The following is a 25,788-nucleotide window of genomic DNA, read 5'->3' as shown; positions in this document are numbered from 1 at the left end:
TTGGGCAAAAGAAGAATCAGAAGTAGCGCAGATCCAGGACGATCGACCCGTCCAAGGGCACCTCTTGATCCAGGGTCAGGTAGTTTGAAAAGTTGATGGACGTTTCTACGTGCAATTGGGCGTCCAGTTGGCGGATGAAATCCGGCTGACGGTCACCCGGTAGCGCGAAACCGGCATAGGCCTTTGGCTCGGCGTCGGGCCGCGCGGCCCAGGTTTCACCGCCATCGGTGGACACCAGCACCTGCATGGGCTGCCCATCGCCCACCGGGTTGCGATAGAAAAGCGCCACACTGCCCATGCGCTCATCGGGGGCATGAATATTTCGACCCAGGCCGAAAACATCCGGCGTCAGTGCTGATTCCGCGCGATTGTCGATGCCCGCCAGCGCAAACAGCATGGGCCGCGCGCATTGCACGGAGAGTTCCAGTAGCTGGCTTGGCAGCACGGTGAATTCATCGCTGTTGAGGGTATGCGTGGGAATCTTGCCGTGGTCGACAATGCCTTCTTCCGACAGCTCGACGTGGCAGGCGTCCGGGGTGAGCCTGCCGGTCACCGTGACGTCGACTATCGATGCTGCGCTTGTCGGTGCGGCGAACGTCAGTGTGAGCAGGACGGCAAAAAGATTGGGCTGCAGGTTCATGGGGATCACTGGCTGGAGGACGGTGGCCGTACGTAAAGGCGACCATGCCTGGGCATGGTCGCCCTGGCGTTACAGGTACTTCACTTCCAGGGTGGCCGAACCATCCAGGGTGACCTCGTTGGTCAGGTCCAGGCCGTCGGTGCGGGCGATCGAGGTGTTCACCTGCAGGTCAGCCACCAATTCCGTGGCGGGTACTGGCGTCGAGGTGTCACTTGTGGCTGCCACCGACATGTAGAGGCCTGGGTCCCAGAACCTTTCTTCGTACCACGTCTTGCCGCCATCACCGGAGGCGATGGTTTTCACTGGGGCGCCGTCGGCGATGGCGTTCTGCAGAATCAGCGTGAACCACCCCAGTTTTTGCGTGCCGTTGATCAGGCCCAGGCCGAACAGCGTGCTCATCAGTGCCGATTCTGCCCGGTTATCGATTGAGTTCAGGGCAAACGTGGTCGGACCATCACAATTCACTTCGATAATCAGGGTGTGCGTGCCGATGAGCGTGGGGTTGTTCGGGCGCAGGTCCTTGGCGGAGATTTTGCCGTGATCGATGATGCCGCCGCCGGATAGGCTGGGCGTGCAGGCACTGGGAACGATCAGGCCCTTGACCGCCAGGTCGACGGTGGAGGCTGCGAAGGCGGTCGCGCCGGTCACCAGCATCACGCTGGCTGCGACGGTACTGAGCAGGGTTTTCATGGCGAACTGATTCCTTTCGATAATGGGTAATTACAGGTACTTGAGTTGGATGGTGGCGTGACCGTCGATGGGGACTTCGTCCAACAGGGTCAAGCGTTCCGAAGGGGCAACGTGGGTATACAGACGGATCTCGGCGTCAAACTCCTGGGCGGCGATGGGCGTCTCTTCACCGCTTTTCGCAATCGTGGTCAGCCACAGGTGATTCAACTCATTGGCGGGTCTCCAGGTGACGCCGCCATCCTCTGAATTAATCATGCGTACCGCGACGCCATCCGCAACGGGGGTGTAAAGGTGAAAGCTTGCCCCACCGATTTTTTCGTCATTGGGCGTCATCCCCAAGCCATGCCACCGATCATGGTTGGCCGACGTGCCGGCGCGGTTATCGATGGTGTTGAGGGTGAAAAAAGTGGGGCCTTCACAGCGCACACTCACATGCATGCTTTGGTTGGGCAGGGAGGTGTGCTGGTCGGCATTGAGCGACTTTGCCGACATTTTTCCGAAGTCGACCATGCCGCCATCGGAAATCAGCGGCGCGCAGGCGCTGGGCGTAATCGTGCCGCTCACGCTGAGGTCGGTATTGCTGGAGGCAAACACGACGGGAGTGAACAGCAATAGCAGCGCAGTGCGAGTGGCACATAGGTTCATAGGGCAATCACCATTGAGCGGGGTGGAAGGACGTTGGGTGGGCGTTACAGGTACTTCACTTCAAAGGTCGCCGAACCATCCAACTGCACCTCGTTGGTGAGTGTTAGAGATTTGGCCGGCGCGATGGCGGTGTTGAGCACCACTTCCACACTCATGTCTTGCAGTGGGTGCGGCAGCCAGCCGTTGGTAGCGTCGAAGCTACCCAGTGCGATCAAGGCGTTAGGCACAACCGCATCGTCGTCATACAGCTCTCCCCAGCGACCTTCGCCGCGCGAACTCAGCAAGGTTGAGGCGACGTCGGCCACAGGGTTGCGCATGCTCAGGTAATACCTGCCCAGTTTCTCGGTGTCGTTGATCAGGCCCAGGCCAAAAGCACTGTTTTGGGTAGAGGAACCGGTGCGGTTGTCGAAGGGCGTGATGGCAAACAGTGTCGAACCCTCGCAACTGACCGACAGTTTTATGGTTTGGTCAGGAAGCCGGGTTTGGGCGTCGGCATTCAGGTCTTTGGCTGAGATCTTTCCGAAATCGACAGCTCCCGGCAGGCTGGGCGTACAGGCGCTGGGCGTGATTACGCCCGTTACTGTCATGTCCACGCTGCTGGCGGCAAACGTCGGCAGCGCATTGGCGAGCAGCAGGACAGAGCTCAACAGGGTCAGGGATTTGTTCATTTCAATACATTCCACTACAGGGCTGGCTGATAAAGGCGCGCACACGGCATCGTCCGATCTTTCAAGGAGGACGATGATCAGGGCGGCTGGTTGTGTTTGATTGGGCTCGCCGGTGGCAGCAAGTCCATTCCCTCTTTGCGGGGTGACGGCAATTTAGCTGCCGGGCGGGGGCGGGGAAATACAACTTTTACGACAATCCTGGCCGGCGTTATTCCTACCTAAGTGCGTGGGAATTAATGATCAAATTTGTAGGAAAGTTGGTGTTTTTCGTAGTTGTTGTATCGCCAGGTTCATAGGTAAACCGTTATTTGTCGCTGCTTATTAATGGTCATGTGAGTGTCACGCAAGTGTCGCACGTTGTTCTCGGTTGGCTGTTAAAGCCTTTCACCCACTCACGATGTGTGCCGAGAACCCATGGGCTTGAAAATTAATGTAAGCGCATTGAGGTGAGTCTGGTGACAAGGGTATTTTTTAATCCAGTACCTGTCCTGAAGTTGACACCTTTACTCTCGCCACCGTTGATGGAGGGCCCCGCTGATGGTGCGCGCCATACCGCCTGGCCGACACGCAGCAGCCTGATCGAGATTTTCGGCAGTGATGAGGTGGTGAACCGCGTGCTGGTGAGCCTGATCAATGAAGCACGGGAAGATGACGCTTTGCTTGACCAGGCCCGGGCCAGCGCCGATGCGCCATTGGTGGTAGAGCGCCTGCACCGTTTGGTGGGGAGTCTGGCGTTCGTGGGGGGCGCTGACCTGGAATTGAGTGGCGAGCAACTGATCGCGCATGTCAAAGCCCGAGGCGTCTTGGCCAGTACCCCGCATTTGCAAGCGTTTCAGCGCAACTTGCATGTCTACATCCGTTATCTGAGTCGGTTATGAATAGTGCTGCCTGGAAGTTCGCAAGATGCTGTTCGGATGTGTACTAGGTTTTGGATGTAGGTAATTTCTTTTTATCTTGTAGGCATGAAGTTATTGGCTATCAATTGCTGGGCGCGGTCCGAAACGTGTCACGTCAGGTAGTTGTTGAGCCGCTTGGACAGGGGTATTTTTGCGCGAATTCATTTTGCCATCATTCGTGGGTATTTATGCTTCGTGTAATTGTTGCCGACGATCATCCCATTGTGCGTATCGGCCAACGGGTGGTGATTGAGGCGGGCGGTAAATGCAAAGTGGTTGGCGAGGCCGATGGGCCCGATGAATTGCTCCGGTTATTGGAGACCGTCGCCTGTGATGTGCTGGTGACCGACTTCGCCATGCCGGGCGGTCAGCAGGCGGACGGTTACGGACTGCTGGGCCTGTTACGCCGCCAGTATCCGGATTTGCCGGTGATCCTGGTCACGATGTTTGCCAATGTCGCGACGCTGCGTGCGTCGTTCGCCCATGGCGCGCGGGCGATCGTCGCCAAGAGCGCGTCGGCCCGGGAGCTGCCGGTTGCGATCAGCACCGTGATCAAGGGCCAGACCTTCGCCAGTGAATGCCTGCGCGCGCAGATGGAGGAGGCTGGCACGGGGGATCAGTCGCAACAGCCGCAATTGTCGAGCAAGGAACGCGAAGTGGTGCGCATGCTCGCCAGCGGTATGACCGTCAGCCAGATCGCCGCGCGGGTCAATCGCAGTATTTCCACGATCAGCAAACAGAAAAGCACGGCCATGAGCCGGCTGTGCATTTCCACCGACGTCGACCTGTTCGCCTACGCCCGCAGTTGCGGCATGGTGCCCTAGGGTTTGGGCCGTCATCACCTGTGCAAATGCCGATAGAGTTTTGCCGGTGCGCAGACTATCTTGAGCGGCCTACAACCCCAGGTTTGGAAGCTGCCCATGAGTGATGCCCACAACGCCTTGATTACTGAGTTTTACAGCGCCTTCCAGCGCCTGGACGCCGAGGCCATGGCCGCCTGCTACACCGACGACGTTGTGTTCAGCGACCCGGCCTTCGGCGAACTGCGCGGCCGTGATGCGGGCGACATGTGGCGCATGCTGACCACGCGGGCCAAGGATTTCTCCCTGACGTTCGACCATGTACGCAGCGATGACACCACCGGCAGTGCGCATTGGGTGGCGACTTACCTGTTCAGTGCCACCGGCAACACCGTGGTCAACGATATCGGCGCGCGGTTCGTGTTCCGCGACGGCAAGATCTGTGAGCACCACGACCACTTCGACCTGTGGCGCTGGTCGCGCCAGGCGTTGGGCATCAAAGGCCTGTTGCTGGGCTGGTCGCCGGCCTTGAAAAATGCCGTCCGCGCCCAGGCACGCAAAGGCCTCAAGGCATTTCAGGCCGGGCGTTGATAAGATTGGCGCTCCTCTGGCTTGCCGACATGACCTGTGACTGATCTTTCTCCACCCAAGCCCTGGTTCGTCTACCTGGTGCGCGCCGCCAATGGCTCGCTGTATTGCGGCATCAGCAATGATCCGCTGCGCCGCTTCGCCACGCACCAGAGCGGCAAGGGCGCGCGGTTCTTCCTGTCCAGCCCGGCCGTGGCGCTGGTTTACACCGAGCAATGCGCAAGCAAGGGCGAGGCGCTGCGCCAGGAGCGGTTGATCAAGAAGCTGAAGAAGAGTGCCAAGGAGTGTTTGGCGGCGCAGGGCTCATTGATCTGACTGATGGGTTCCCATCACGCCGCCATAGCCCGTTGCGCGCTAAGCTGCGGGTTCATTTTTCCAAGTGGACCCCGGCATGTCTGAACTCATCCTGCACCACTACCCAACCTCTCCATTCGCGGAAAAAGCTCGGCTGCTGCTGGGTTTCAAAGGTTTGTCCTGGCATTCGGTGCATATCTCGCCGGTGATGCCCAAGCCGGACCTGACGGCCCTCACCGGCGGCTATCGCAAAACCCCAGTGCTGCAAGTGGGCGCCGATATCTATTGCGACACCGCCTTGATCGCCCGTCGCCTTGAGCAGGAAAAAGCTGCGCCGGCGCTGTTCCCGCTGGGCCAGGAAATGATCACCCAAACCTTCGCCACCTGGGCCGACAGCGTGGTGTTTGCCCACGCGGTGAGCCTGGTGTTCCAGCCAGAATCGGTGGCGGTGCGTTTTGGCAAGCTGCCACCGGAAGCGATCAAGGCGTTTCTTGCCGACCGCGCCGCGCTGTTCAGTGGCGGCACCGCGAGCAAGCTGCCGACTGAGCTGGCCAAGCACCAATGGCCGGCGATCATGGCGCGGCTGGAGCAGCAACTGCAGCGTGAGTCGGGGGACTTCCTGTTTGGCGAGCCGTCGATTGCCGACTTTGCTATGGCCCATCCGTTGTGGTTCCTCAAGGCCACGCCGGTAACCGCGCCGTTGGTAGACGCGTATCCGGCCGTATCTGCGTGGCTGGGGCGTGTGCTTGGTTTTGGTCACGGCACGTCCAGCCAGATGACTGCCGAGCAGGCGTTGGAGATTGCGCGCGACGCCACACCGGCGCCGCTGCCGGACGAGGTGTTCGAGGACTTGAATGGCGTCAAGGCCGGCCAGCAGGTGACCATCGGCGCCATCGACTACGGCGTCGACCCGGTCGCCGGCGAATTGCTCTTTGCCGGGCGCGAAGAGCTGATCCTGCGCCGCACCGACCCGCGTGGCGGCACCGTGCACGTGCACTTCCCGCGCTTTGGTTTTCGCATTCAGGCGCAATAAGAAAAATATTTGCAAATAAACGTGAGGTAAACCGGTGGCCCATCCGTGTAGTGCTTGAAACTGCGATCTATTCGCATTAACAGCGTTTTCTACACGGGTTCTCACAGCATGAAGTCGACGGCGGGCGGTTTGGTTAAACAGTGGCTGGGAGCCTCGGTATTGGCGGTATCGGGGTTGGCCTTGCTGCCCCTTTGCGTGGCTCAGGCGCAGGAGCAGCAAAGCGCTCAGTTCACGTTTGCCCTGGCTGCCAAACCGCTGCCCCAGGCTCTGAGTGATTTCAGCCGGGTCACCGGAATCAGCGTGATCTACACCGATGAAGCGCCCTACGGCCTCAGCGCCCCGGCCGTGAGCGGGCAGATGAGCGCGACCCAGGCCCTGCAACGCTTGTTGGGCAACTCCGGCTTCACCTTCCGCCAGATCGACGCCCGCACGTTGGCGCTTGAGCCGGTGCCGACCGATGGCGCAGTCAACCTTGGCGCTACCACCATCAGTGGCGTCGGCCAAACCCAGGACAGCGCCAGCTACCAGCCGCCACCCACCAGTTCGGTGATGCGCTCCCGTGCCCTGCTGCTGGAAACCCCGCAAACCGTCAACGTGGTGCCGGCCCAAGTGCTGCGCGACCAGACCCCACGCAACCTGGATGACGCCCTGGGCAACATCAGCGGCATCACCCAGGCCAACACCTTGGCCAGCACCCAGGACGCCGTGATGCTGCGCGGCTTTGGCGACAACCGTAACGGCTCGATCATGCGTGACGGCATGCCGGTGGTGCAGGGCCGCGCCTTGAATGCCACGGCGGAGCGTGTCGAAGTGCTCAAGGGCCCGTCGTCGCTGCTGTATGGCATCCAGGATCCGGGGGGCGTGGTGAACATCGTCAGCAAAAAGCCCGAACTGACCCAATCCACTGCCCTGACCGTGCGCGGCTCGACCTTTGGCAACGGCAAAAACGGCAGCGGTGGCGGCCTCGACACCACCGGTCCCATCGGTGACTCGGGCCTGGCCTATCGGCTGATCGTCGATCATGAAGACGAGGACTACTGGCGCAATTTCGGCACCCACCGCGAGACCTTGGTCGCGCCGTCCCTGGCCTGGTACGGCGACAGCACCCAGCTCTTGTTCGCCTACGAACACCGCGAGTTTCTCTCGCCGTTCGACCGTGGCACCGCCATCGACAAGTCCAATCATCCGCTGGACATTCCATCCACCCGGCGCCTGGATGAACCGTTCAACAACATGGAAGGCCGCTCCGACCTTTACCGCTTCGAAGCCGACCACGACCTGAACGACGACTGGAAAGCCCACTTCGGCTACAGCTGGAATCGCGAAACCTACGACGCCAGCCAAGTGCGCGTCAGCGCGGTGAACACGGATGGAACCCTGACCCGCAAGATGGACGGCACTCAGGGCGCGATCACCACCGACCGCTTCACCACCGTCAGCCTGGAAGGCAAGGTCAATGTGTTCGGCCTGCAGAATGATCTGGTATTCGGCATGGACGATGAGTACCGCAAGGTCTACCGCGCCGACCTGATTCGCCAGGCCTCGCGCACGACGTTCAACTACAACAACCCGGTGTACGGTAACGAAGTCGCGGGCACCACGGTCAGCGCCGCCGACAGCGCCCAGACCGACCTGTTGCGCAGCGACTCGCTGTTCTTCCAGGACGCGATTCATCTCACCGACCAGTGGATTTTTGTCGCGGGCGCGCGCTACCAGATGTACGACCAATACGCCGGCAAAGGCGTGCCGTTCAAGGCCAACACCAATGGCAACGGCCAGGCCTGGGTGCCGCGTGCGGGGCTGGTGTATCGCTACACCGATGAGTTGTCGTTCTACGGCAGCTACACCGAGTCGTTCAAACCCAACTCCACCATCGCCGCCCTGGCCGATGGCAGCACGCTGACCGGTGACCTTACGCCAGAAGAATCCAAGTCGTGGGAGTTTGGCGCCAAGCTCGATATTCCAGGACGTATCACAGCCAGCGCGGCACTGTTCAATATCGACAAGCGCAACGTACTGGTGTCGGTGGGATCCCTCGCGAACACCATCTACAGCATCGCTGGCCAGGTGCGGTCCCGTGGTCTGGAACTGCATGCCAGCGGCCAGTTGACCGACAAGTGGAGCGTGATCGGCAGCTACGCCTACACCGACGCCGAAGACATCAAGGACAAAGACCCGACCCTGCAAGGCAACCGCCTGCAAAACGTGGCCAAGCACACCGGCTCGCTGTCGGTGGCCTATGACTTCGGCAGCATTTTTGGTGGCGATCAACTGCGCGTGGGCACGGGTGCACGCTACGTCGGCGAACGCGCCGGCGACGCCGCCAACGATTTCGATCTGCCGGGTTACACCGTGGCCGACGCGTTTGCCACCTACGACACCAAGATCGAAGGGCAGAAGGTCAAGTTCCAGCTCAACGTGAAGAACATGTTCGACCGCACCTACTACACCTCCGCGGCCAGCCGGTTGTTTGTGTCCATTGGTGATGCGCGGCAGGTGTCGGTGTCCAGTACCCTGGAGTTCTAAAACCTGACGGGCTCCCTATGGCAAGTGTGCTCCTTGTGGTGGGCAGGCTTCCTGTGGTGAGCGGACTTGCCCCGCGTTGGGCTGCGAAGCAGTCCCAAAACAGACTCTGCGGTGTTCCTGAAAGAACGCGGCGGCATCAGTAAGGGCGGCTTTGCCACCCAGCGCGGGGCAAGCCCGCTCGCCACAAAGGTACGGAGCTGTTAGCGTTGCGGCCATTAATGGCTTTGCGGAACACGGTACTGATGCACTTTGGAAGATGGCTACACCTGCTGTGCCTGAGCGTTTTACTGGGCGGCTGTGCGAGTGTTTCGCCGCCGTCCACGCCTTCAACACTGGATCACCTGCTGGCCGATCCTGTCCTCAACGGCGCCACGGTTTCCGTCATGGTGCGCGACGCCCGCAGTGGCAGCACCCTGTATCAGCACAACCCGCGCACACGCCTGGTTCCCGCGTCCAACCTCAAATTGCTGACCACGGCGGCGGCAATGGATGTGCTGGGGCCCCAGTATCGGTTCTCCACGCAACTGTTGAGCGACGGCCCGCAACAAGGTGAGCGCCTGACCGGTAACCTGTACCTGCGTGGCCTTGGCGACCCGACCACACAGTTTTCCGACTACCAGGCATTGGCCGCCCAACTGGCGAGCCAGGGCGTGCGCCAGGTGCAGGGTGACTTGGTGTTCGACGACACCTGGTTCGACGCCGAGCGCCTGGGCGTTGATTGGGCCCAGGATGACGAAAGCACCTACTACGGTGCGCAGATTTCCGCGCTGACGGTATCGCCCAATACGGATTTTGACGCGGGCACCTTGATCGTCACGGCCAAGGCGTCGGTCATTTCCGGCCAGCCGGTGAATGTTTCTATAAGCCCGCCTACTGATTACGTACAACTCAGTAACCGCGCCATCAGCGGCCCCGGCAACAGCTATGGCATCACTCGTCAGCACGGCACCAACGTGCTGCAACTCACTGGCGCGCTGGCGCCGGGCAAACAAAGCCGGCAGTGGGTCAGTGTGTGGGAGCCGACGCAACTGGTGGCCAATCTGTTCGAGCAGGCATTGGCGCAGCAGGGCATCCAGGTGATGGGGCGCAGGGTGATTGGCGGTGCAAGCCCGGCGACGGCCAGGGTGCTGGCGGAGCATCAGTCGGCACCGTTGCAGGCACTGATCACGCCGCTACTCAAACTCTCGAACAACAACATGTCCGAGGCGTTGCTCAAAGCCATGGGGCGCAAGACCGCCAACGCGGGCACAGCGCAGGCGGGTGTGGCAGCGGTAGCGGCGTTTATGAAACGCCAGGGCATGCACCCGTCGACGCTGGTCCAGGTGGACGGCTCGGGTTTGTCGCGGCGTAACCTGATGTCGTCGCAGAACCTCACGGACCTGCTGCTCGCGACCGCGAAACAACCGTGGTTCGAGACCTGGTACAACGCCTTGCCGATTGCCGGCAACGCCGACCGTATGACCGGCGGCAGCCTGCGCTATCGCTTGCGCGGCACCGCAGCTGAAAACAACCTGCACGCCAAGACCGGCTCCATGGCCGGCGTGTCATCGTTGAGCGGCTATATCACCGATGCCGAGGGGCGGCGCCTGGTGTTCTCGATGATCAGCAATAACTACGTGAGTGACGCCGCGCCCATCCGCGCGTTGGAGAACCGTGTCGTGCAGGCCCTGACTCAATGGCACGACTAGCTCAGGGTTGATAGCCCATCCGCCAACTCACGGCCTGGGTCGCCGCCAGCAGACGCTGCGCCGCCGGGCCATCTTCGTCGGCGTGGAACAGCGAGGTGGGGCCGACCACGGTCATCACCGCCGCCACGTTCCCGACCGCGTTGAACACCGGCGCTGACAGCGCGTCCACCCCCGGCATCAGCAGGCCATGCACAAAGTGCAGGCCACGGCTGCGGATCTGCTCGCAGGTGGTGGCGTAGGTTTGGTCGTCCGCCAGGGCATGGGCGATACCGGCCTGGATCTCACGCTCGCGCAATTCCACGGTTTCCCGCGTTGGCAGGAACGCGCTGAACACCAGCCCGGTGGACGAACTGAGCAACGGCAATACCGAGCCCAACTGCGTCACCACCGTAACCGCACGCACCGCCGGTTCGATGTGCACCACGGTCGCGCCCTGGTTGCCCCACACCGCTAAAAAGCAGGTTTCATTCAAGTCATCGCGCAACTCGGCCAGGGGCATCGCGCCGACTTTCAGCACGTCCATGCTGCCCAGCGCCGCCAAGCCCACCCGCAGCGCTTCGCGGCCCAGGCCATAGTGGTTAGTGGCGGTGTTCTGTTCGGCAAAACCCGACGCGATCAACGCCTGCAGGTAGCGGTGAACTTTGCTTGCCGGCATTTGCACATGTTCGGCCAGGCGCGACAGCGACGTGGCGGGCGACAACTCGGCCAGGGCCTTGAGGATATCGGTGCCCACTTCGGCCGAGCGGACTTTTTGTTTACCGGTGTCGCGAGGCTTTTCCATGGAAGGGCGAGGATCCGAGAGATGAATGGGCGTCTTTATAGCTTGACGGTCGATAGTGATCAAATTACGTTATGCGTAACTCGATTACGATAAAAACAACTTCCGTACAGAGGATGCTCCATGAACCTCGAATACCTTTCGGGCTTCGGCAACGAATTCGCCAGCGAAGCACTTCCCGGCGCATTGCCGGTCGGCCAGAACGCCCCGCAAAAAGCGCCCTACGGGTTGTATACCGAACTGTTCTCCGGCACTGCCTTCACCATGGTGCGCAGCGAAGCCCGCCGCACTTGGCTGTACCGCATCCAGCCGTCGGCCAATCACCCGGCGTTCGTCAAATTGGAACGGCAACTGGCCGGTGGCCCGTTGGGCGCGGTGACGCCCAATCGTCTGCGCTGGAACCCGCTGGATATTCCGAGTGAGTCGACGGACTTCATCGACGGCCTTGTTGGGATGGTGGCTAACTCCGGGTCAGAAAAGCCTTCAGGCATCAGCATCTACATCTACCGTGCCAATCGCTCGATGGAACGCGTGTTCTTCAATGCTGATGGCGAACTGTTGATCGTCCCCGAGCAGGGCCGCTTGCGTGTCGCCACCGAACTCGGTGTGCTGGATGTTGAGCCGCTGGAAATCGTGGTGTTGCCGCGCGGTCTTAAATTCCGCGTCGAACTGCTGGATGCGCACGCACGCGGTTATGTGGCGGAAAACCACGGCGCGCCGCTGCGTCTGCCGGACCTTGGCCCAATTGGCAGCAACGGTCTGGCCAACCCACGCGACTTCCTCACTCCGGTTGCCCACTACGAAGACCTGAAGCAGCCTACAACCCTGGTTCAGAAATTCCTCGGTGAACTGTGGGCCTGTGAACTCGACCATTCACCGCTGAACGTGGTCGCCTGGCACGGTAACAACGTGCCGTACAAATACGACCTGCGCCGCTTTAATACCATCGGCACCGTGAGTTTCGATCACCCGGACCCGTCGATCTTTACCGTGTTGACCTCGCCTACCAGCGTGCACGGCCTGGCCAACCTCGACTTCGTGATCTTCCCGCCACGCTGGATGGTGGCCGAAAACACCTTCCGCCCGCCGTGGTTCCACCGCAACCTGATGAACGAATACATGGGCCTGATCCAGGGCGCCTACGACGCCAAGGCCGAAGGCTTCCTGCCGGGCGGCGCGTCACTGCACAGTTGCATGAGCGCTCACGGTCCGGACGGCGAGACCTGCACCAAGGCCATCAACGTCGAGTTGGCGCCGCACAAGATCGATAACACCATGGCCTTCATGTTCGAGACCAGCCAAGTGCTGCGTCCCACTCAGTTCGCCCTGGACTGCCCGCAACTACAACCTGCTTACGACGCGTGCTGGGCCTCGCTGCCCAACACCTTCAACCCGAACCGGAGATAACCCATGACTCAGCCCACTTCTACCCGCAGCTGGGTGGCCTGCGCCAACGGTCACCGCGACTTTCCACTGCAGAACCTGCCACTGGGCGTGTTCAGCATCAACGGTTCGGCCCCCCGCAGTGGCGTGGCGATTGGCGACTATATTTTCGACCTGCAGGCCGCTTTGGATGCATTCGAAGGTGAGGCACGCCGAGCGGTTGAAGCGACAGCGGGCGGGCAGTTGAACGCGTTTTTCGAACTGGGCCGTGGCCCGCGTGTTGCCCTGCGGGAACGCCTGTTGGAGTTGCTCGGTGAAGGCAGCCCGCTGCAAGCGCGTGAGGCGCAGGTGCTGCACCTTGCCGCCGATTGCCAGATGCATGTGCCGGCCCGGATCAACGACTACACCGACTTTTATGTAGGCATCGAGCACGCGCAGAACGTCGGCAAGCTGTTCCGCCCCGACAACCCTTTGCTGCCCAACTACAAGTACGTGCCGATCGGTTATCACGGCCGCGCTTCGACCATTCGTGCTTCCGGCGCCGATGTGCGCCGTCCCAAGGGCCAGACCCTGCCCGCTGGCCAGACCGAGCCGACCTTCGGCCCCTGTGCACGGTTGGACTACGAGCTGGAGCTGGGCATCTGGATCGGCCAGGGCAACGCCATGGGCGACTCGATTGCCATCGGCGATGCCGCCGAGCACATCGCCGGCTTCTGCCTGCTCAACGACTGGTCCGCGCGGGACATTCAGGCCTGGGAATACCAGCCGCTGGGGCCGTTCCTGTCGAAAAGCTTCATCACCACGATTTCGCCCTGGGTCGTCACGGCCGAAGCGCTGGAGCCGTTCCGCAAGGCGCAACCCGCTCGTCCCGAGGGCGACCCGCAACCACTGCCGTACTTGCTGGATAAACGTGATCAGGCAGCCGGTGCGCTGGATATCGAACTGGAAGTGCTGCTGACCACCGCTGCCATGCGCGAACAGAAATTGCCGGCCCATCGCCTGGCCCTGAGCAACAGCCTGCATATGTACTGGACCGTCGCGCAGTTGGTGGCACACCACAGCGTCAACGGCTGTCAGTTGCAGGCGGGTGATCTGTTCGGTTCCGGCACTTTGTCCGGCCCTGAGGCCGGGCAGTTCGGCAGCCTCCTGGAGATGACCGAAGGCGGCAAGAAGGTCATCGAATTGCCGTCGGGCGAAGTGCGCAGGTTCCTGGAGGATGGTGATGAAGTCATCCTGCGTGCCCGCTGCACCCGCGAAGGGTTCGCCTCCATCGGCTTCGGCGAATGCCGTGGCACTGTGGTCGCCGCACGTTAAGAGGGCAGGGTGATGGAACTCTATACCTACTATCGTTCCACTTCGTCGTACCGGGTGCGTATCGCTTTGGCCCTCAAGGGCCTGGATTTCACGGCGATACCGGTGAACCTGTTGGCCCCGGCAGGCGGTGCCAATCGTCAGCCGGAGTACCTGGCTATCAACCCGCAAGGCCGTGTGCCGGCCTTGCGCACCGATGACGGCGAGCTGTTGATTCAGTCGCCGGCGATCATCGAGTACCTGGACGAACGTTATCCACAGGCGCCGCTGCTCTCCAAAGACCTGGCCACCCGCGCGCACGAGCGCGCGGTGGCGTCGATCATCGGCTGTGATATCCACCCGCTGCACAACTCCAGCACCCAGAACCTGCTGCGCCAATGGGGGCACGATGAGGCCAAGGTGTTGGAGTGGATCGGCCACTGGATCAGCCAGGGGCTGGGCGCGGTGGAACAGTTGATTGGCGATACCGGGTTTTGCTTTGGCGAACAGCCTGGGATGGCGGATGCGTTTCTGATTCCCCAGCTCTATGCGGCGGAGCGCTTCAAGGTGCCGTTGGCGGCTTATCCGCACATTGGGCGGGTGGCCGGGTTGGCGGCGCAGCATCCGGCGTTTATTCAGGCCCATCCCGCGAATCAACCTGATACCCCGTGATGTTCAGGTTTGCACAGAACCCAATGTGAGAGGGAGCAAGCCCCTTTCCACATTGGATTTGTGTCACTTCAAATAAAAATAAACAGGTACCTTGCGATGCACAATCAGATTGCCAGCTTTCGCGCGGCACTCGACGCCCGTCCGGTGTCGCGCTATCAGTGGTTGATCCTCCTGTTGCTGGCGCTGCTACTGGTCACCGATGGCTACGATGCCCAGGTGCTAGGTTACGTGGTGCCGGCCCTGGCGTCGGATTGGGGATTGGAAAAAGCCGCGTTCGGCCCCGTGTTCAGCGCCAACCTGTTGGGGCTCACATTGGGCTCGCTGCTGGTAACGCCTCTGGCTGACCGATTTGGCGTGCGGCGCATCCTGCTGGGCTGCGTGTTGATCTATGCCTGCCTGACCCTGCTGATGGTGTTCGCCAACTCACTGACTTCCCTCATGGCTGCGCGGTTTATCTGCGGTATCGGCATGGGCGGTGCGATGCCCAGCGCCATGGCGTTGATGTCGGAGTATTCCCCACCGCGCCTGCGCACCTTGATGGTGACCTTAGCGGCGTGTGGTTTCTCGTTCGGCGGTGCGGCCGGTGGGTTCGTGGCGGCGGGGTTTATCGACAACTTCGGCTGGCAGGCGGTTTTCCTGGCCGGTGGCGTCACGCCGTTGCTGCTGTTTCCGTTTCTGGTGTGGCTGTTGCCTGAGTCCTTGCCGCGCTTGCTACGAGATGCTCCACCGTACGTGCGATTGCGCAAAGTGACCGGGCGTATGCTGCCCGACTGGCAGCCGCCGCTGGCGAGCGCGGCAGAAAACCTGCAAGAACAGGGCAGCAAACTGACGGTGGTGGAGCTGTTTCGCAACGGCTATGCGCGTCCGACCGTGCTGATTTGGTCGACCTTTTTTGTCAGCCTGATCCTGCTGTATTTCATGATCAGTTGGTTACCGTCGCTGCTGTTGGAGAGCGGCCTGGCGTTGAAGGAAGCCAACCTGGTGACGTCGATGTTTCTGTTCGCCGGCACCTTGGGCGCTATCGGCATGGCCTGGTTTGCCGACCGGCTCAAAAGCAAGGTGCGCCTGCTGTCTGGCGTATTGGCGGCAGCGGCGGTGTGCACCATTCTGCTGGGGCTGAACCACGACAACCCGCGCTACCTGGTGGCCTGCGTGTTTGCGGCCGGGTTCTGCATCATCGGTGGGCAACTGACCCTCAATGCCTTCGCCAGCAATTTCTACCCCGCACACGTGCGCGCCACCGGTACGGGCTGGGCGTTGGGCGTGGGGCGTTTCGGCTCGATCCTGGGGCCGCTGTTTGGCAGCATGTTGCTGGCGATGCATATTCCGGTGCAGCAGATTTTCTTCTTTTGCGCGATTCCGGCTTTGATGGCGGCATTGTTGATTATTCAGGTGCGTTCGCCAGGGCGCGATGCGCCTGTAAGCCCCCTGCCTGGCGATATTCTGAAAGCGCCGGCGAATCACTGAGGATTCTCCCGATGGTCACGCTATTCAATGCACCACTGAGTTGGGCGGCAGGTGCCCCAGGCGCTCGGTCAGGCGCAGGCGTTGGATCGGGTCTTCGCTGAGCATCAGGGCGTGTTCCAAGTCAAAGCGCTCGGCGTTGGGGCAGTCCAGGCGTTGATACAGACTGGCCCGCGCGAGGTAGTCGGCGGCGTTGGCGCTGCCCAGTTCCAGCACGCGCTCGGCGTCTACCAGGGCGGCCAGCGGGTTGTCGTTGGAGAGATGCAATTGGCGCAGGTTGCGCGAAAGCCTTTGCAGGATCGAACGCGGATCGGCGGTGTGCAGGTGGTCCGCCTGCAACGTGAGGTTGGGGCCATATTGGCGTTGCAGCAGCTCTCGGCAATCGTTGGGGTACAGGCGTCGGCCGCCGCACGGGTCCAGCAGGTGATCGGCACCGGGCACTCGCAGCAGGAAGTGCCCAGGGAAATTGACGCCAACCATCGGAATATCCAGGCGTCGTGCCAACTCCATGGCAATCAACCCCATGGCCAAGGGCTGCCCGCGTTTGCGCTGTAGCACCTTGTCCAGCAGGGCGGCGGCGGGGCGCAGCGGTGTGAAGTCATCCTGGGCGAACCCCAGGTCATTCATGCACCGCAGCAGCGGTTGACCCAGTTCATCCGCTGGCAACATGGGCATGCTCAGGCTGATCTGTTGTTGCAGTGAGGTCAGGTTCTGCAGGATCTCCAGCGGCTTCACCAAAGGATCGTGCTCGGCGGCGATCCATAACGCCGCTTCGAACAGCGCCGGCGGCGAACGTTGCAGGCAGGCGAAAAAGGCTTGGCGGGGCTTCATTGCTTTCTCCGGCGGATGCCCTCGTTTTAGCCTTGCTGGGAATATCCGTCCAGTGCCTTAAGAAATTTCCCGCGCGCTTATGTCGCAAGCCCTGCAAAACCGGGCGGCTTATTCCAGTGCACTTCGGCAGTTTTCTACCGCAAGCCTATACTTGGCGACACCAGAAGTGATTCGGGAGCTTGACGATGTTTGCTCTCATGCACAGCACCCGCCTTGAATCGCTGCACCTGAGCGTCGACCCGGTCACGGGGCTCAAGGCGGTCATCGCCATTCACAACAGCCGCCTGGGGCCTGCCTTGGGCGGCTGTCGATATATCGCTTACCCCGACGACGAAAGCGCCGTGGCCGATGCTGCGCGGCTGGCCCAGGGCATGAGCTACAAGGCCGCCCTGGCCGGGTTGCCGGTGGGTGGCGGCACCGCGGTGATCCTGCGCCCCGCCCATGTGGAAAACCGTGCGGCGCTGTTTGAAGCCTTTGGGCGTTGTGTGGAACAACTCGACGGCCGCTACATCACCGCTGTCGACAGTGGCACCTCGGTGGCCGATATGGATTGCATCGCCCAGCACACTCGCTTCGTTACCAGCACCACCGCCGCCGGTGATCCATCGCCCCATGCGGCCATGGGCGTGTTCGCCGGTATTCGCACCACTGCCATGGCCCGCCTGGGCAGCGACAACCTTGAAGGGCTGCGCGTGGCAATCCAGGGCCTGGGCAACGTCGGTTACGCACTGGCTGAACAACTTCACGCCGCCGGCGCTGAATTGCTGGTCAGCGACATCGACCACGGCAAAGTGCAACTGGCCATGGAACAACTGGGCGCGCACCCCATCGCCAACGACGCCTTGCTCAGCACGCCCTGTGACATCCTCGCGCCCTGTGGCCTTGGGGCAGTGTTCAACCGCACCAGCGTCGGGCAACTGCGCTGCGCCGCCGTGGCCGGGTCCGCCAGCGCGCAACTGACCAACCTGCAAGTGGCCGACCAACTGGAAGGGCGCGGCATCCTCTACGCCCCGGACTATGTGATCAACTCCGGTGGCTTGATATATGTTGCCCTCAAGCACAGCGGCGCCGAACTGCCGACCATCACCGCGCACCTGTCCAACATCGGCAAACGCCTGACCGAAATCTACGCCCACGCCCAGGCGGAAAAACGCTCCCCAGCACGTGTGGCTGATGAACTCGCCGAGCGCCTGCTTTACGGATGATCAGGCATTAAAAAGGCCCTGAATCATTGATTCAGGGCCTGTTCAATTCGGACTTTATTCCGCCGCTGCGTTGAGCAACTCGGACAACGCATCCGGTTGGCTCTTGAACGCCTTGGCAAATACATCGCGATTCTTCGCCATGTAGATCCCGGCTTCTTCCACCTGCTGCTCGCTCAGGGACGGCACGGCTTTTTGCAACACTTCTGCCAGCAACTCAGCGAGTTCAAGCATTTTGTCATGACGGTCAGCTTCGGCTTTATCCATGAACAAACGCTCCAGATCTCGGCTGCTGCGGTATACCACTTCGACGGCCATTCACCACCTCACATGCCTTCACGATAGTTGTCTTTTGCGACTACTGTATTTATATACAGCTAAAAGGGTAAGCCAAACCGTGTGGTTTGGGTAGCAGTTTTTTAATGTAGCCCGTAAATACAGGTTTGGCGTGTCTCATGTCACCCCGCCATCATCTTATCCCTGCCTCTGGCCTTTTTTCTGCATGCAGAACAACCGTCACGTCCAACCCGCATTATCCGGTCGAATCGACCTAAGGAAGTACCCTCGTGAAAATCAACTGGGCCGAAAAGCTGCGCCAGCAAGTCCATGGGCTGGCTGAATCGCTGGGCAATCTGTTTGTGGAGTCGTTCCACTACCTGGCGCTGTTCGCCATTGGTGCGGTGACCGCCTGGGCGGCGGTGATGGAATTTCTGGGGATGCTGGAGAACGGACACATCAAGATCGATGACATCTTGCTGCTGTTCATCTATCTGGAATTGGGCGCCATGGTCGGGATTTATTTCAAGACCAACCACATGCCAGTGCGCTTCCTGATCTACGTGGCAATCACTGCGCTGACGCGTCTGCTGATCTCCAACGTGTCCCACCACAATCCGCCAGACGTGGGCATCATCTACCTGTGCGGTGGGATTTTGCTGTTGGCGTTCGCGATTCTGGTGGTGCGTTACGCTTCGTCGGCATTCCCGTCGGTGAAGGTCGAAGGCCCGCGTCGCAAGGGCGAGGCGAGCCTGGAAACCGAGAAGGGCGAGCTTTAAAGCCCGACGCTGAAGGGCAGGGGGCGGGTGGGCGGTCGCTGCAATAATTTGTGATCGCCATCCGTCATCACCGCCAGGATCTCCATGGCGCTGTGGCCTTGCTCGATGGCAATGCCGAACTGGATGCTTTGCACCAGGCGTTTGAGCCGTTGCGGGTCGTTGCGTTGTGCGGCGCTGATCATGCGCTTGGCCACCACGCCATCCTCATTCGAGAGGGTGAGCATGATGCTGCCGTCCAGCCGTTGAATACTCAGGTTGACGCGGTATTTTGGGGTGAAGGTGTCGGTGATGATCTGAAAAGGATTGTCCATGGTGCGTTACCGCCTGATAAGAACATGCAGTCATTGACGACCGGTGTCGTGATTAGTTCGCGTCTCCTGACCACCGGCCACTCCGTCGCTGAGGTTGTACAAATTCCGTTTACCTCATCAGCTGTACAGCAAGGGGCGTGCCGTACAGCGGCTTTCCAGGCACCGGGATCCCAATGTGGGAGGGGGCTTGTTCCCGATAGCGGTCCTTCAGCCGAGCATTTATTGGCTGAAGGACCGCTATCGGGAGCAAGCCCCTCCCACAATTGTTTTGGGTTGTTATTGAAATCGGTGACCTGTTTCAGGGCAGTACAGAGAAAACGATCGCAGACAGCGCAATCACGCCGATCACCACCACAAATACATTCGACACCTGGCCCGAATACTGGCGCAAGGCTGGCACGCGCTGGATCGCGTACATCGGCATCAGGAACAACAGGCACGCGATAATCGGCCCGCCCAGGGTTTCGATCATGCCCAGGATGCTTGGGTTGAAGGTGGCCACGGCCCAGCAGGTCAGCACCATGAACAGGGCGGTGCTACGTTCCAGCCACTTGGACGACAGGGAGCGGTTACGCCCGCGCAGAGATTTGACGATCAAGCCCTGGAAGCCTTCGCTGGCGCCGATGTAGTGGCCAAGGAAGGATTTGGTAATGGCCACCAGCGCGATCAACGGCGCGGCGTAAGCGATCACAGGGGTTTGGAAGTGGTTGGCCAGGTACGACAGGATCGAAATGTTCTGCGCCTTGGCTGCCGCCAGGTCCGCCGGTGACAGAGCCAGCACGCAGCTGAAGCAGAAGAACATCACCGTCAGCACCATCATGCCGTGGGCTGTGGCGAGGATGCCGCTGCTTTTGCGCTCGGCCAGCGGGCCGTACACGCGTTTCTGGTCGACGGCGAACGCGGAGATGATCGGCGAATGGTTGAACGAGAACACCATCACGGGGATAGCCAGCCACAGGGTCTTGAAGAACACGGGCAGCGGCATGCCCTCACTGGCAGAAGCGAAAAACGCGCCGTTCCAGTTGGGAATCAGACTGAGCGCAAGCAATAGCAAGGCGGCGACGAACGGGTACACCAGCACGCTCATGGCCTTGACGATCACGCCCTGGCCACAGCGCACAATCGCCATCAAACCCAGGATCAGCACCAGCGACAGGATCGCCCGGGGCGGCGGTGTCATGTGCAGTTGGTGTTCCATAAAGCTGCCCAGGGTGTTGGTCAACGCGACGCTGTACACCAACAAAATCGGGAAGATCGCAAAGAAGTACAGCAAAGTGATCAGCTTGCCTGCACCGACGCCGAAATGTTCTTCGACCACTTCGGTGATGTCGCCGGATGTGCCTGACAGTACAAAGCGCGTCAGCCCACGGTGGGCGAAGAAGGTCATCGGGAAGGCCAGCAACGCCAGCACGATCAGTGGCCAGAAGCCGCCGACGCCGGCGTTGATCGGCAGGAACAAAGTGCCTGCGCCGATGGCGGTGCCATAGAGGCCGAGCATCCAAGTGGTGTCGTGCTTGGTCCAGCCGGTTGTTACGGTGTTTTCTACCTCAACAGGATTTTCGGCAGCAGGTGTACGTACATCGGTCATCGTTATTGCCTCGTTATTATTTTTGCGCGGGCTCACGTTGGGGCAGTCAGGGAATGCTCCTCAGCACTCCACCCAGCTCACGGCCAGGCCGCCCCGTGAAGTTTCTTTGTATTTGTCATGCATGTCGGCGCCGGTATCGCGCATGGTGCGGATCACCCGGTCCAGCGAGATGAAGTGTTTGCCGTCGCCGCGCAGGGCCATTTGCGTGGCGTTGATGGCCTTGACCGCCGCGATGGCGTTGCGCTCGATGCACGGCACTTGCACCAGGCCGCCGACCGGGTCGCAGGTCAGGCCGAGGTTATGTTCCAGGCCGATTTCGGCGGCGTTTTCCAGTTGTTCGGGGGTGGCGCCGAGGATGTCGGCAAGGCCGGCGGCGGCCATGGCGCAGGCCGAGCCGACTTCGCCCTGGCAGCCGACTTCGGCACCGGAGATCGACGCATTTTTCTTACACAGGATGCCGACGGCGGCGGCGGCCAGGAAGAAATTGACCACGTCGTCGTCGGACGCGTCGGCGTTGAACTTCATGTAGTAATGCAGCACCGCCGGGATGATCCCCGCCGCGCCGTTGGTGGGTGCGGTGACCATGCGTCCGCCGGCGGCGTTTTCTTCGTTGACGGCAAGGGCGAACAGGTTGACCCATTCCATGGCCGACAAGGTCGAGGTGATGACATTGGGTTTGCCGATTTCCAACAAACTGCGGTGCAATTTCGCCGCGCGCCGTGGCACATCTAGGCCGCCGGGCAAGATGCCTTCATCGCGCAGGCCTTGCTCCACGCATTCGCGCATCACCGACCAGATATGCAGCAGGCCGCTGCGAATCTGTTCGTCACTGCGCCACGCGCGCTCGTTGGCCATCATTAACTCTGAAACGCGCAGCCCGTGCTTGTTGCACAAGGCCAGCAGTTCGACGGCGCTGGAAAAGTCGTAGGGCAATTCAACATCGCTGGTCGGCGCAATGCCTGACGCTGCTTCGGCAGCTTCGATGATGAAACCACCGCCCACCGAGTAATACGTCTGCTCGCTAAGCAGTCCGCTGTCGCCATAGGCGTGTAGGGACATGGCGTTGGGGTGGTAGGGCAGGCTTTCTTCCAGCAGCAGGAGATCGGTGTGCCAGTTGAAGGCAATGTCCTGGGTGCCTGCCAGCAGTAAGCGGTCGGTCTCGCGCAGTTGCTGGATACGGCTGTTGATCGAGGTGGGGTCAATACGGTCCGGCCATTCACCCATCAGGCCCATTACGCAGGCGCGGTCGGTGGCATGGCCGACGCCGGTGGCGGACAGCGAGCCGTACAAACGCACTTCAACCCGTCGGGTGTCGGTAAGCAATCGCTGGTCGGTCAGGGCTTGGGCGAAGGTCGCCGCTGCCCGCATGGGGCCGACGGTGTGGGAGCTGGACGGGCCGATGCCCACCTTGAATAGATCAAAAACACTGATAGCCATGCTAAACCCTTACAAGCAATGGAGTAGGAATCGCTGCCATGTTTTGTAGGACGAGCGCAATTGGCGCGATACTGAGCCTCTGGATCGGCACTGACCAACGAATTATCCTAAGACACCCTTTAGCAGGACTAAACCCTATGGCTCGCCCTCTCCATGGCCAGACTTATGTCTGGTTACACGTGTTTTCCTGCGCTGCGCGGCATCTTTCGTTCACCCGCTGCGCCGAAGAACTGCACATCACACCGGGGGCGGTGAGCCAACAAATCCGCCAGTTGGAGGAGCGTCTTGGGTTTCGGCTGTTCCATCGACGGGCGCGGGGTGTGGAGTTGAGTGCGGAGGGGCAGCGGTTGGCGGCTACGGTGGGGGAGGCTTACGGCAGCATTGATGCCGAATTGCAGCGGCTCGATGCGGGGATGATCAGCGGCACCTTGCGCCTACGCTCGATCCCGTCGTTTCTTGGCAAGTGGCTCACCCCACGTTTGCCACGCTTGCAGCAACGCTTTCCGGACATCCAACTGCGCATGGTTGCCGAGGACAGCAGCATTGCCCTGCATGAGGGGGACTTCGACCTGGCTATCGACTTGAACGACGGCAGCTACCCTGGGCTGTTATCCACAGCCTTGCTGGATGAGCAGATATTTCCGGTGTGTGCGCCAAGCCTATTGCGCGGTCGTCCGCCCTTGCATGGCCCGGCCGACCTTGTGCATTTCCCGCTGCTGCACGACATCACCGCCTGGCGTGGGAGTTATGAGTATGCCGAGTGGGAGTTTTACCTGAATGCAATTGGCTACCACGACGCCGATGTTCGCCGCGGCCACACCTTCAACCGCAACCACTTGACCATAGAAGCCGCCATCGCCGGTATGGGCGTGGCGATTGCGCGGCGTACTTTGCTCAACGATGAGCTGGAGCGCGGCACCTTGATCGTGCCGTTCGGCCTCGCGGTGCCCAACCACAAGCGCTATGTGCTGCTGTATGCGCCAGGCGCACTGAGCCATCCGGGCGTGCGCGCGGTGCATGACTGGCTGGTAGAGGAAGCGGGGATTTTTCGCGGATTGCACCCGTTGGGAGAGGGGCAATTATGACGTTTACAGAGCGTAAGAAGATGTAACTAACTCCCCACCCTAACAGCGTTTTTGCCCGTAGTCAGGCTTAATTTGTAATGTAGGATTTATCTTTGCAAAGGGGTTGAATTGTTCGTCTGGCTGCTCAATTGTGTAATCAAGAGGTCATGGTTTCACCACCCCGGTGTTGCAGTTTGTGACCTCTCGCGAGCTAGCTGAAATAAGGGAAGAACTATGCAAATCCAAGTCAATAGCGATAACCATATTGAAAGCAGCATCCGACTGGAGGAGTGGGTACGTACTACCATTGAGAGCACGCTCGAACGTTATGAAGAAGACCTGACCCGAGTGGAGGTCTATCTGCGGGATGAGAACGGCGACAAGCCCGGTCCCCACGATTTAAGTTGCCGCCTGGAAGCGCGGCCAAAAGGCCATCAACCACTGTCGGTATCCGCCAAGGGCGATACCCTGGAACAAGCGATCGACAGTGCGGCCACCAAGCTGGACCACGCGTTGGAGCATCTGTTTGGCAGACTGCAAGGCAAGCCCCGCGCTGCCGCGAAAAACCAGCCAATCAACAAAGTGAATGAAGACGCGCTGGAACAGGAATTCCTGGAAAACGAAAACGCTGTCATCAACGGCTAACTTTCTTTTGACCCCCTCAAACGGGCCTGCATCTGCAGGCCCGTTTTCGTTTAGCGCCTGCGTCGGAAAAAATACCGGCTCAGCATCGCCAGCCCGCCAGCACCCAACCCGGCAAACAGCATCGCCCAACCGGCGCCGTGGCGCAGTGCTGCCTGAGCGTCGTTGACTGTCAGCCCCATTGACTCGAGTTTTCCTGCGGCAATGTTTTGACTGATAACCGGCCAATCCATTGCCGTGGCAGGGGGCAGCACCTCGGCCAGGTGATGGCTGATCCCCAGCAACAGCACCAACCCCATGAGGGCAATGTTGAGCGCCAGGGTGATCAGCCGCGCACTGAGGTCGATGCCTGAGGCCATGCCTGCGCGATCCGCCGACACCGAGCCAGTGGTGGTGTTGGTGGTGGGCGAGTTGGTCAGCGCCAGGCCTACGCCGGCGATCACGCAACTGAGCAGCACCAGCTCAATACGTGGGTGCTCGGCGCCGTTGACGGCGGCCATGGCCAGAAAGCCCGCGCCCATCAGGCCCAGGCCCAGGGGGATGATGCGTTCGGCGCCATAGCGCAGCGCCAGGCGCTCGGCCAGCGGCGGCACCAGCAAGGTCGGCAAGGTGTAGGCGAGTAGGGCTGCGCCGGTGGTCAAGGTGTCGTAACCCAGGCCCGCCTGGAAGTACAACGGCAGGTAGATCATGAACGGCCAGAAGCTGAAGTTCATGCCGATAGAGCCCATCAACGCGCCGTTGAAACGCTGGATGCGGAACACCGAGAAGTCGAACATTGGGTGTGCACTGCGAAGCTCGACCGCGATGAACAGCAGCAAGCCGAGCACCGACAACGCCGCCCAACCGAGCATGGCCGGTGCGCCGAAGCCGTGCTCGCTGCCTTGGGTGATGAAGTACACCAGGGCAAACACCGACACGGTCAAGGTGAGCATACCGGCGATGTCCAGGCGACGGGCGGCCGGGTCGCGGGACTCCTGCACGCTGATGTGCAGCAGCACCAGGGTGAACAGGGTGAGCGGCACGTGCACGAGGAACACCCAACGCCAATCCGCCACCGCCAGGATCAATGCGCCGATCATCGGTCCGAAGCCCAGGCCCACGCCAGCAATCACGCCCCATATTGCAAAGGCCCGTGCCCGTGCTACCGGTTCGCTGAACAGGTGCGACAGGATGGCGAACTGGCAAATCATCATCGCTCCGGCACCGATGCCCTGAACAAACCGCGCCGTGATCAGCAGCGAAGCCTCCTCGGCCAGCCCACAGGCCAGCGAGGCCAGGCCAAACACCCACAGGCATAACACCAGCATGCGGCGACGGCCAAAGCGATCCGCCAATGTGCCCGCCGCCATCAGCACGCTGGTACAGGCCAAGGTGTAGGCGTTCATGATCCATTGGGCGTCCTGGAAGCCCGTGCCCAACTCTCGCTCGAGCGTCGGCAGGATCACCGGGACGCTGGAAATCTCCAGGCCGAACATCAGCGCGACGAGGCACACGGCAGTGAGGGCCAGCCCATTCCTGGCGGTGCGCGGGCGGCTGGTGGCGGTTAACGTGGCGACGGGTGGCATGGGATTCTCCTGTGGATGGGTATCGGGATATTTTCAGG

At 60.8% G+C, this 25,788-nt stretch carries 26 protein-coding genes; 15 read left to right on the top strand and 11 right to left on the bottom strand.

Translation table 11 applies throughout. The features are described from left to right. Positions 1-16: 16 nt before the first annotated feature. The 4 genes from AB4N82_RS04720 to AB4N82_RS04705 form a co-directional block, all read right to left on the bottom strand. The gene (locus AB4N82_RS04720; RefSeq protein WP_122752437.1) at positions 17-640 is read right to left on the bottom strand and encodes a DUF1120 domain-containing protein; all 624 of its coding nucleotides are present in this window, start codon (positions 638-640) and stop codon (positions 17-19) included. 69 nt (positions 641-709) lie between these two features. Continuing rightward, on the bottom strand, positions 710-1,330 hold the full coding sequence (locus tag AB4N82_RS04715) for a DUF1120 domain-containing protein (protein ID WP_122764766.1): 621 nt from the start codon (positions 1,328-1,330) through the stop codon (positions 710-712). Between the two features lie 30 nt (positions 1,331-1,360). Beyond that, on the bottom strand, positions 1,361-1,975 hold the full coding sequence (locus tag AB4N82_RS04710) for a DUF1120 domain-containing protein (RefSeq protein WP_095183894.1): 615 nt from the start codon (positions 1,973-1,975) through the stop codon (positions 1,361-1,363). Positions 1,976-2,019: 44 nt separating this feature from the next. Then, entirely contained in the window at positions 2,020-2,643 is a 624-nt protein-coding gene (locus AB4N82_RS04705; RefSeq protein ID WP_122680330.1) for a DUF1120 domain-containing protein, read from the bottom strand. 521 nt (positions 2,644-3,164) lie between these two features. Here AB4N82_RS04705 and AB4N82_RS04700 point away from each other — a divergent pair. From AB4N82_RS04700 to dacB, 7 genes are all read left to right on the top strand, one after another. After that, entirely contained in the window at positions 3,165-3,521 is a 357-nt protein-coding gene (locus AB4N82_RS04700) for a hypothetical protein (protein ID WP_050442825.1), read from the top strand. A gap of 206 nt (positions 3,522-3,727) precedes the next feature. Beyond that, positions 3,728-4,363 carry a response regulator gene (locus AB4N82_RS04695; RefSeq protein ID WP_032886391.1) on the top strand — a complete coding sequence of 212 codons (636 nt, stop codon included), beginning with the start codon at positions 3,728-3,730 and terminating at the stop codon, positions 4,361-4,363. Positions 4,364-4,459: 96 nt separating this feature from the next. Continuing rightward, positions 4,460-4,930, top strand: a complete 471-nt coding sequence (locus tag AB4N82_RS04690) for a nuclear transport factor 2 family protein (protein WP_032886392.1) — start codon at positions 4,460-4,462, stop codon at positions 4,928-4,930. A gap of 36 nt (positions 4,931-4,966) precedes the next feature. Further along, positions 4,967-5,242 carry a GIY-YIG nuclease family protein gene (locus AB4N82_RS04685; RefSeq protein ID WP_122764768.1) on the top strand — a complete coding sequence of 92 codons (276 nt, stop codon included), beginning with the start codon at positions 4,967-4,969 and terminating at the stop codon, positions 5,240-5,242. A gap of 76 nt (positions 5,243-5,318) precedes the next feature. Then, positions 5,319-6,254: a glutathione S-transferase family protein gene (locus AB4N82_RS04680; protein WP_122764769.1), complete on the top strand. Its 936-nt coding sequence runs from the start codon at positions 5,319-5,321 to the stop codon at positions 6,252-6,254. 108 nt (positions 6,255-6,362) lie between these two features. Next, on the top strand, positions 6,363-8,780 hold the full coding sequence (locus AB4N82_RS04675; protein ID WP_460104517.1) for a TonB-dependent siderophore receptor: 2,418 nt from the start codon (positions 6,363-6,365) through the stop codon (positions 8,778-8,780). Positions 8,781-9,022: 242 nt separating this feature from the next. After that, on the top strand, positions 9,023-10,468 hold the full coding sequence (dacB, locus tag AB4N82_RS04670; RefSeq protein WP_122764973.1) for a D-alanyl-D-alanine carboxypeptidase/D-alanyl-D-alanine endopeptidase: 1,446 nt from the start codon (positions 9,023-9,025) through the stop codon (positions 10,466-10,468). Position 10,469: 1 nt separating this feature from the next. On the opposite strand, the gene AB4N82_RS04665 is transcribed toward dacB, so the two are convergent. Next, on the bottom strand, positions 10,470-11,249 hold the full coding sequence (locus AB4N82_RS04665) for an IclR family transcriptional regulator (RefSeq protein WP_032886396.1): 780 nt from the start codon (positions 11,247-11,249) through the stop codon (positions 10,470-10,472). Between the two features lie 120 nt (positions 11,250-11,369). Between AB4N82_RS04665 and hmgA the strand changes: the two genes are divergently transcribed. From hmgA to AB4N82_RS04645, 4 genes are all read left to right on the top strand, one after another. After that, entirely contained in the window at positions 11,370-12,653 is a 1,284-nt protein-coding gene (hmgA, locus tag AB4N82_RS04660; RefSeq protein ID WP_460104515.1) for a homogentisate 1,2-dioxygenase, read from the top strand. 3 nt (positions 12,654-12,656) lie between these two features. Beyond that, entirely contained in the window at positions 12,657-13,943 is a 1,287-nt protein-coding gene (fahA, locus tag AB4N82_RS04655) for a fumarylacetoacetase (protein ID WP_099601174.1), read from the top strand. Positions 13,944-13,955: 12 nt separating this feature from the next. After that, positions 13,956-14,591, top strand: a complete 636-nt coding sequence (maiA, locus tag AB4N82_RS04650; RefSeq protein WP_122764771.1) for a maleylacetoacetate isomerase — start codon at positions 13,956-13,958, stop codon at positions 14,589-14,591. 96 nt (positions 14,592-14,687) lie between these two features. Next, positions 14,688-16,058, top strand: a complete 1,371-nt coding sequence (locus AB4N82_RS04645) for an MFS transporter (protein WP_122764772.1) — start codon at positions 14,688-14,690, stop codon at positions 16,056-16,058. A gap of 24 nt (positions 16,059-16,082) precedes the next feature. Here AB4N82_RS04645 and AB4N82_RS04640 read toward each other — a convergent pair whose 3' ends face one another. Beyond that, positions 16,083-16,886, bottom strand: a complete 804-nt coding sequence (locus AB4N82_RS04640) for a SirB1 family protein (RefSeq protein WP_032886404.1) — start codon at positions 16,884-16,886, stop codon at positions 16,083-16,085. A gap of 185 nt (positions 16,887-17,071) precedes the next feature. Between AB4N82_RS04640 and AB4N82_RS04635 the strand changes: the two genes are divergently transcribed. Beyond that, positions 17,072-18,091, top strand: a complete 1,020-nt coding sequence (locus AB4N82_RS04635; RefSeq protein WP_032886406.1) for a Glu/Leu/Phe/Val dehydrogenase family protein — start codon at positions 17,072-17,074, stop codon at positions 18,089-18,091. Positions 18,092-18,145: 54 nt separating this feature from the next. Here AB4N82_RS04635 and AB4N82_RS04630 read toward each other — a convergent pair whose 3' ends face one another. Then, on the bottom strand, positions 18,146-18,406 hold the full coding sequence (locus AB4N82_RS04630) for a YebG family protein (protein ID WP_003171979.1): 261 nt from the start codon (positions 18,404-18,406) through the stop codon (positions 18,146-18,148). Positions 18,407-18,654: 248 nt separating this feature from the next. Here AB4N82_RS04630 and AB4N82_RS04625 point away from each other — a divergent pair, with 248 nt between their 5' ends. After that, complete coding sequence (locus tag AB4N82_RS04625; protein WP_057724703.1) at positions 18,655-19,143, top strand: phosphate-starvation-inducible protein PsiE; 489 nt, start codon at positions 18,655-18,657, stop codon at positions 19,141-19,143. Here AB4N82_RS04625 and AB4N82_RS04620 read toward each other — a convergent pair. The 3 genes from AB4N82_RS04620 to AB4N82_RS04610 all read right to left on the bottom strand — a co-directional run bounded on the left by AB4N82_RS04620 (position 19,140) and on the right by AB4N82_RS04610 (position 22,479). Continuing rightward, entirely contained in the window at positions 19,140-19,454 is a 315-nt protein-coding gene (locus tag AB4N82_RS04620) for a DUF3509 domain-containing protein (protein WP_032886408.1), read from the bottom strand. The genes AB4N82_RS04625 and AB4N82_RS04620 overlap by 4 nt on opposite strands. Positions 19,455-19,752: 298 nt before the next feature. Then, positions 19,753-21,042 carry a serine/threonine transporter gene (locus AB4N82_RS04615; protein ID WP_122755633.1) on the bottom strand — a complete coding sequence of 430 codons (1,290 nt, stop codon included), beginning with the start codon at positions 21,040-21,042 and terminating at the stop codon, positions 19,753-19,755. A 60-nt stretch (positions 21,043-21,102) separates the two neighbouring features. Continuing rightward, positions 21,103-22,479, bottom strand: coding sequence for an L-serine ammonia-lyase (locus tag AB4N82_RS04610; protein WP_122764774.1), 1,377 nt, complete (start codon positions 22,477-22,479; stop codon positions 21,103-21,105). Between the two features lie 137 nt (positions 22,480-22,616). Between AB4N82_RS04610 and AB4N82_RS04605 the strand changes: the two genes are divergently transcribed. Together AB4N82_RS04605 and AB4N82_RS04600 are read left to right on the top strand one after the other, a co-directional pair. After that, positions 22,617-23,564 carry a LysR substrate-binding domain-containing protein gene (locus AB4N82_RS04605; protein ID WP_095183904.1) on the top strand — a complete coding sequence of 316 codons (948 nt, stop codon included), beginning with the start codon at positions 22,617-22,619 and terminating at the stop codon, positions 23,562-23,564. A 213-nt stretch (positions 23,565-23,777) separates the two neighbouring features. After that, positions 23,778-24,188, top strand: coding sequence for an HPF/RaiA family ribosome-associated protein (locus AB4N82_RS04600; RefSeq protein WP_027604683.1), 411 nt, complete (start codon positions 23,778-23,780; stop codon positions 24,186-24,188). A gap of 50 nt (positions 24,189-24,238) precedes the next feature. Here the strand turns inward: AB4N82_RS04600 and AB4N82_RS04595 are convergent, their stop codons facing one another. After that, on the bottom strand, positions 24,239-25,750 hold the full coding sequence (locus tag AB4N82_RS04595) for an MFS transporter (RefSeq protein WP_122764775.1): 1,512 nt from the start codon (positions 25,748-25,750) through the stop codon (positions 24,239-24,241). Positions 25,751-25,788: the final 38 nt, after the last annotated feature.

It is taken from the genome of Pseudomonas sp. H1_D04, assembly GCF_054683855.1.
Note: the sequence above shows the minus strand (reverse complement) of the source record. Positions and strands in the feature narration are given on the sequence as shown.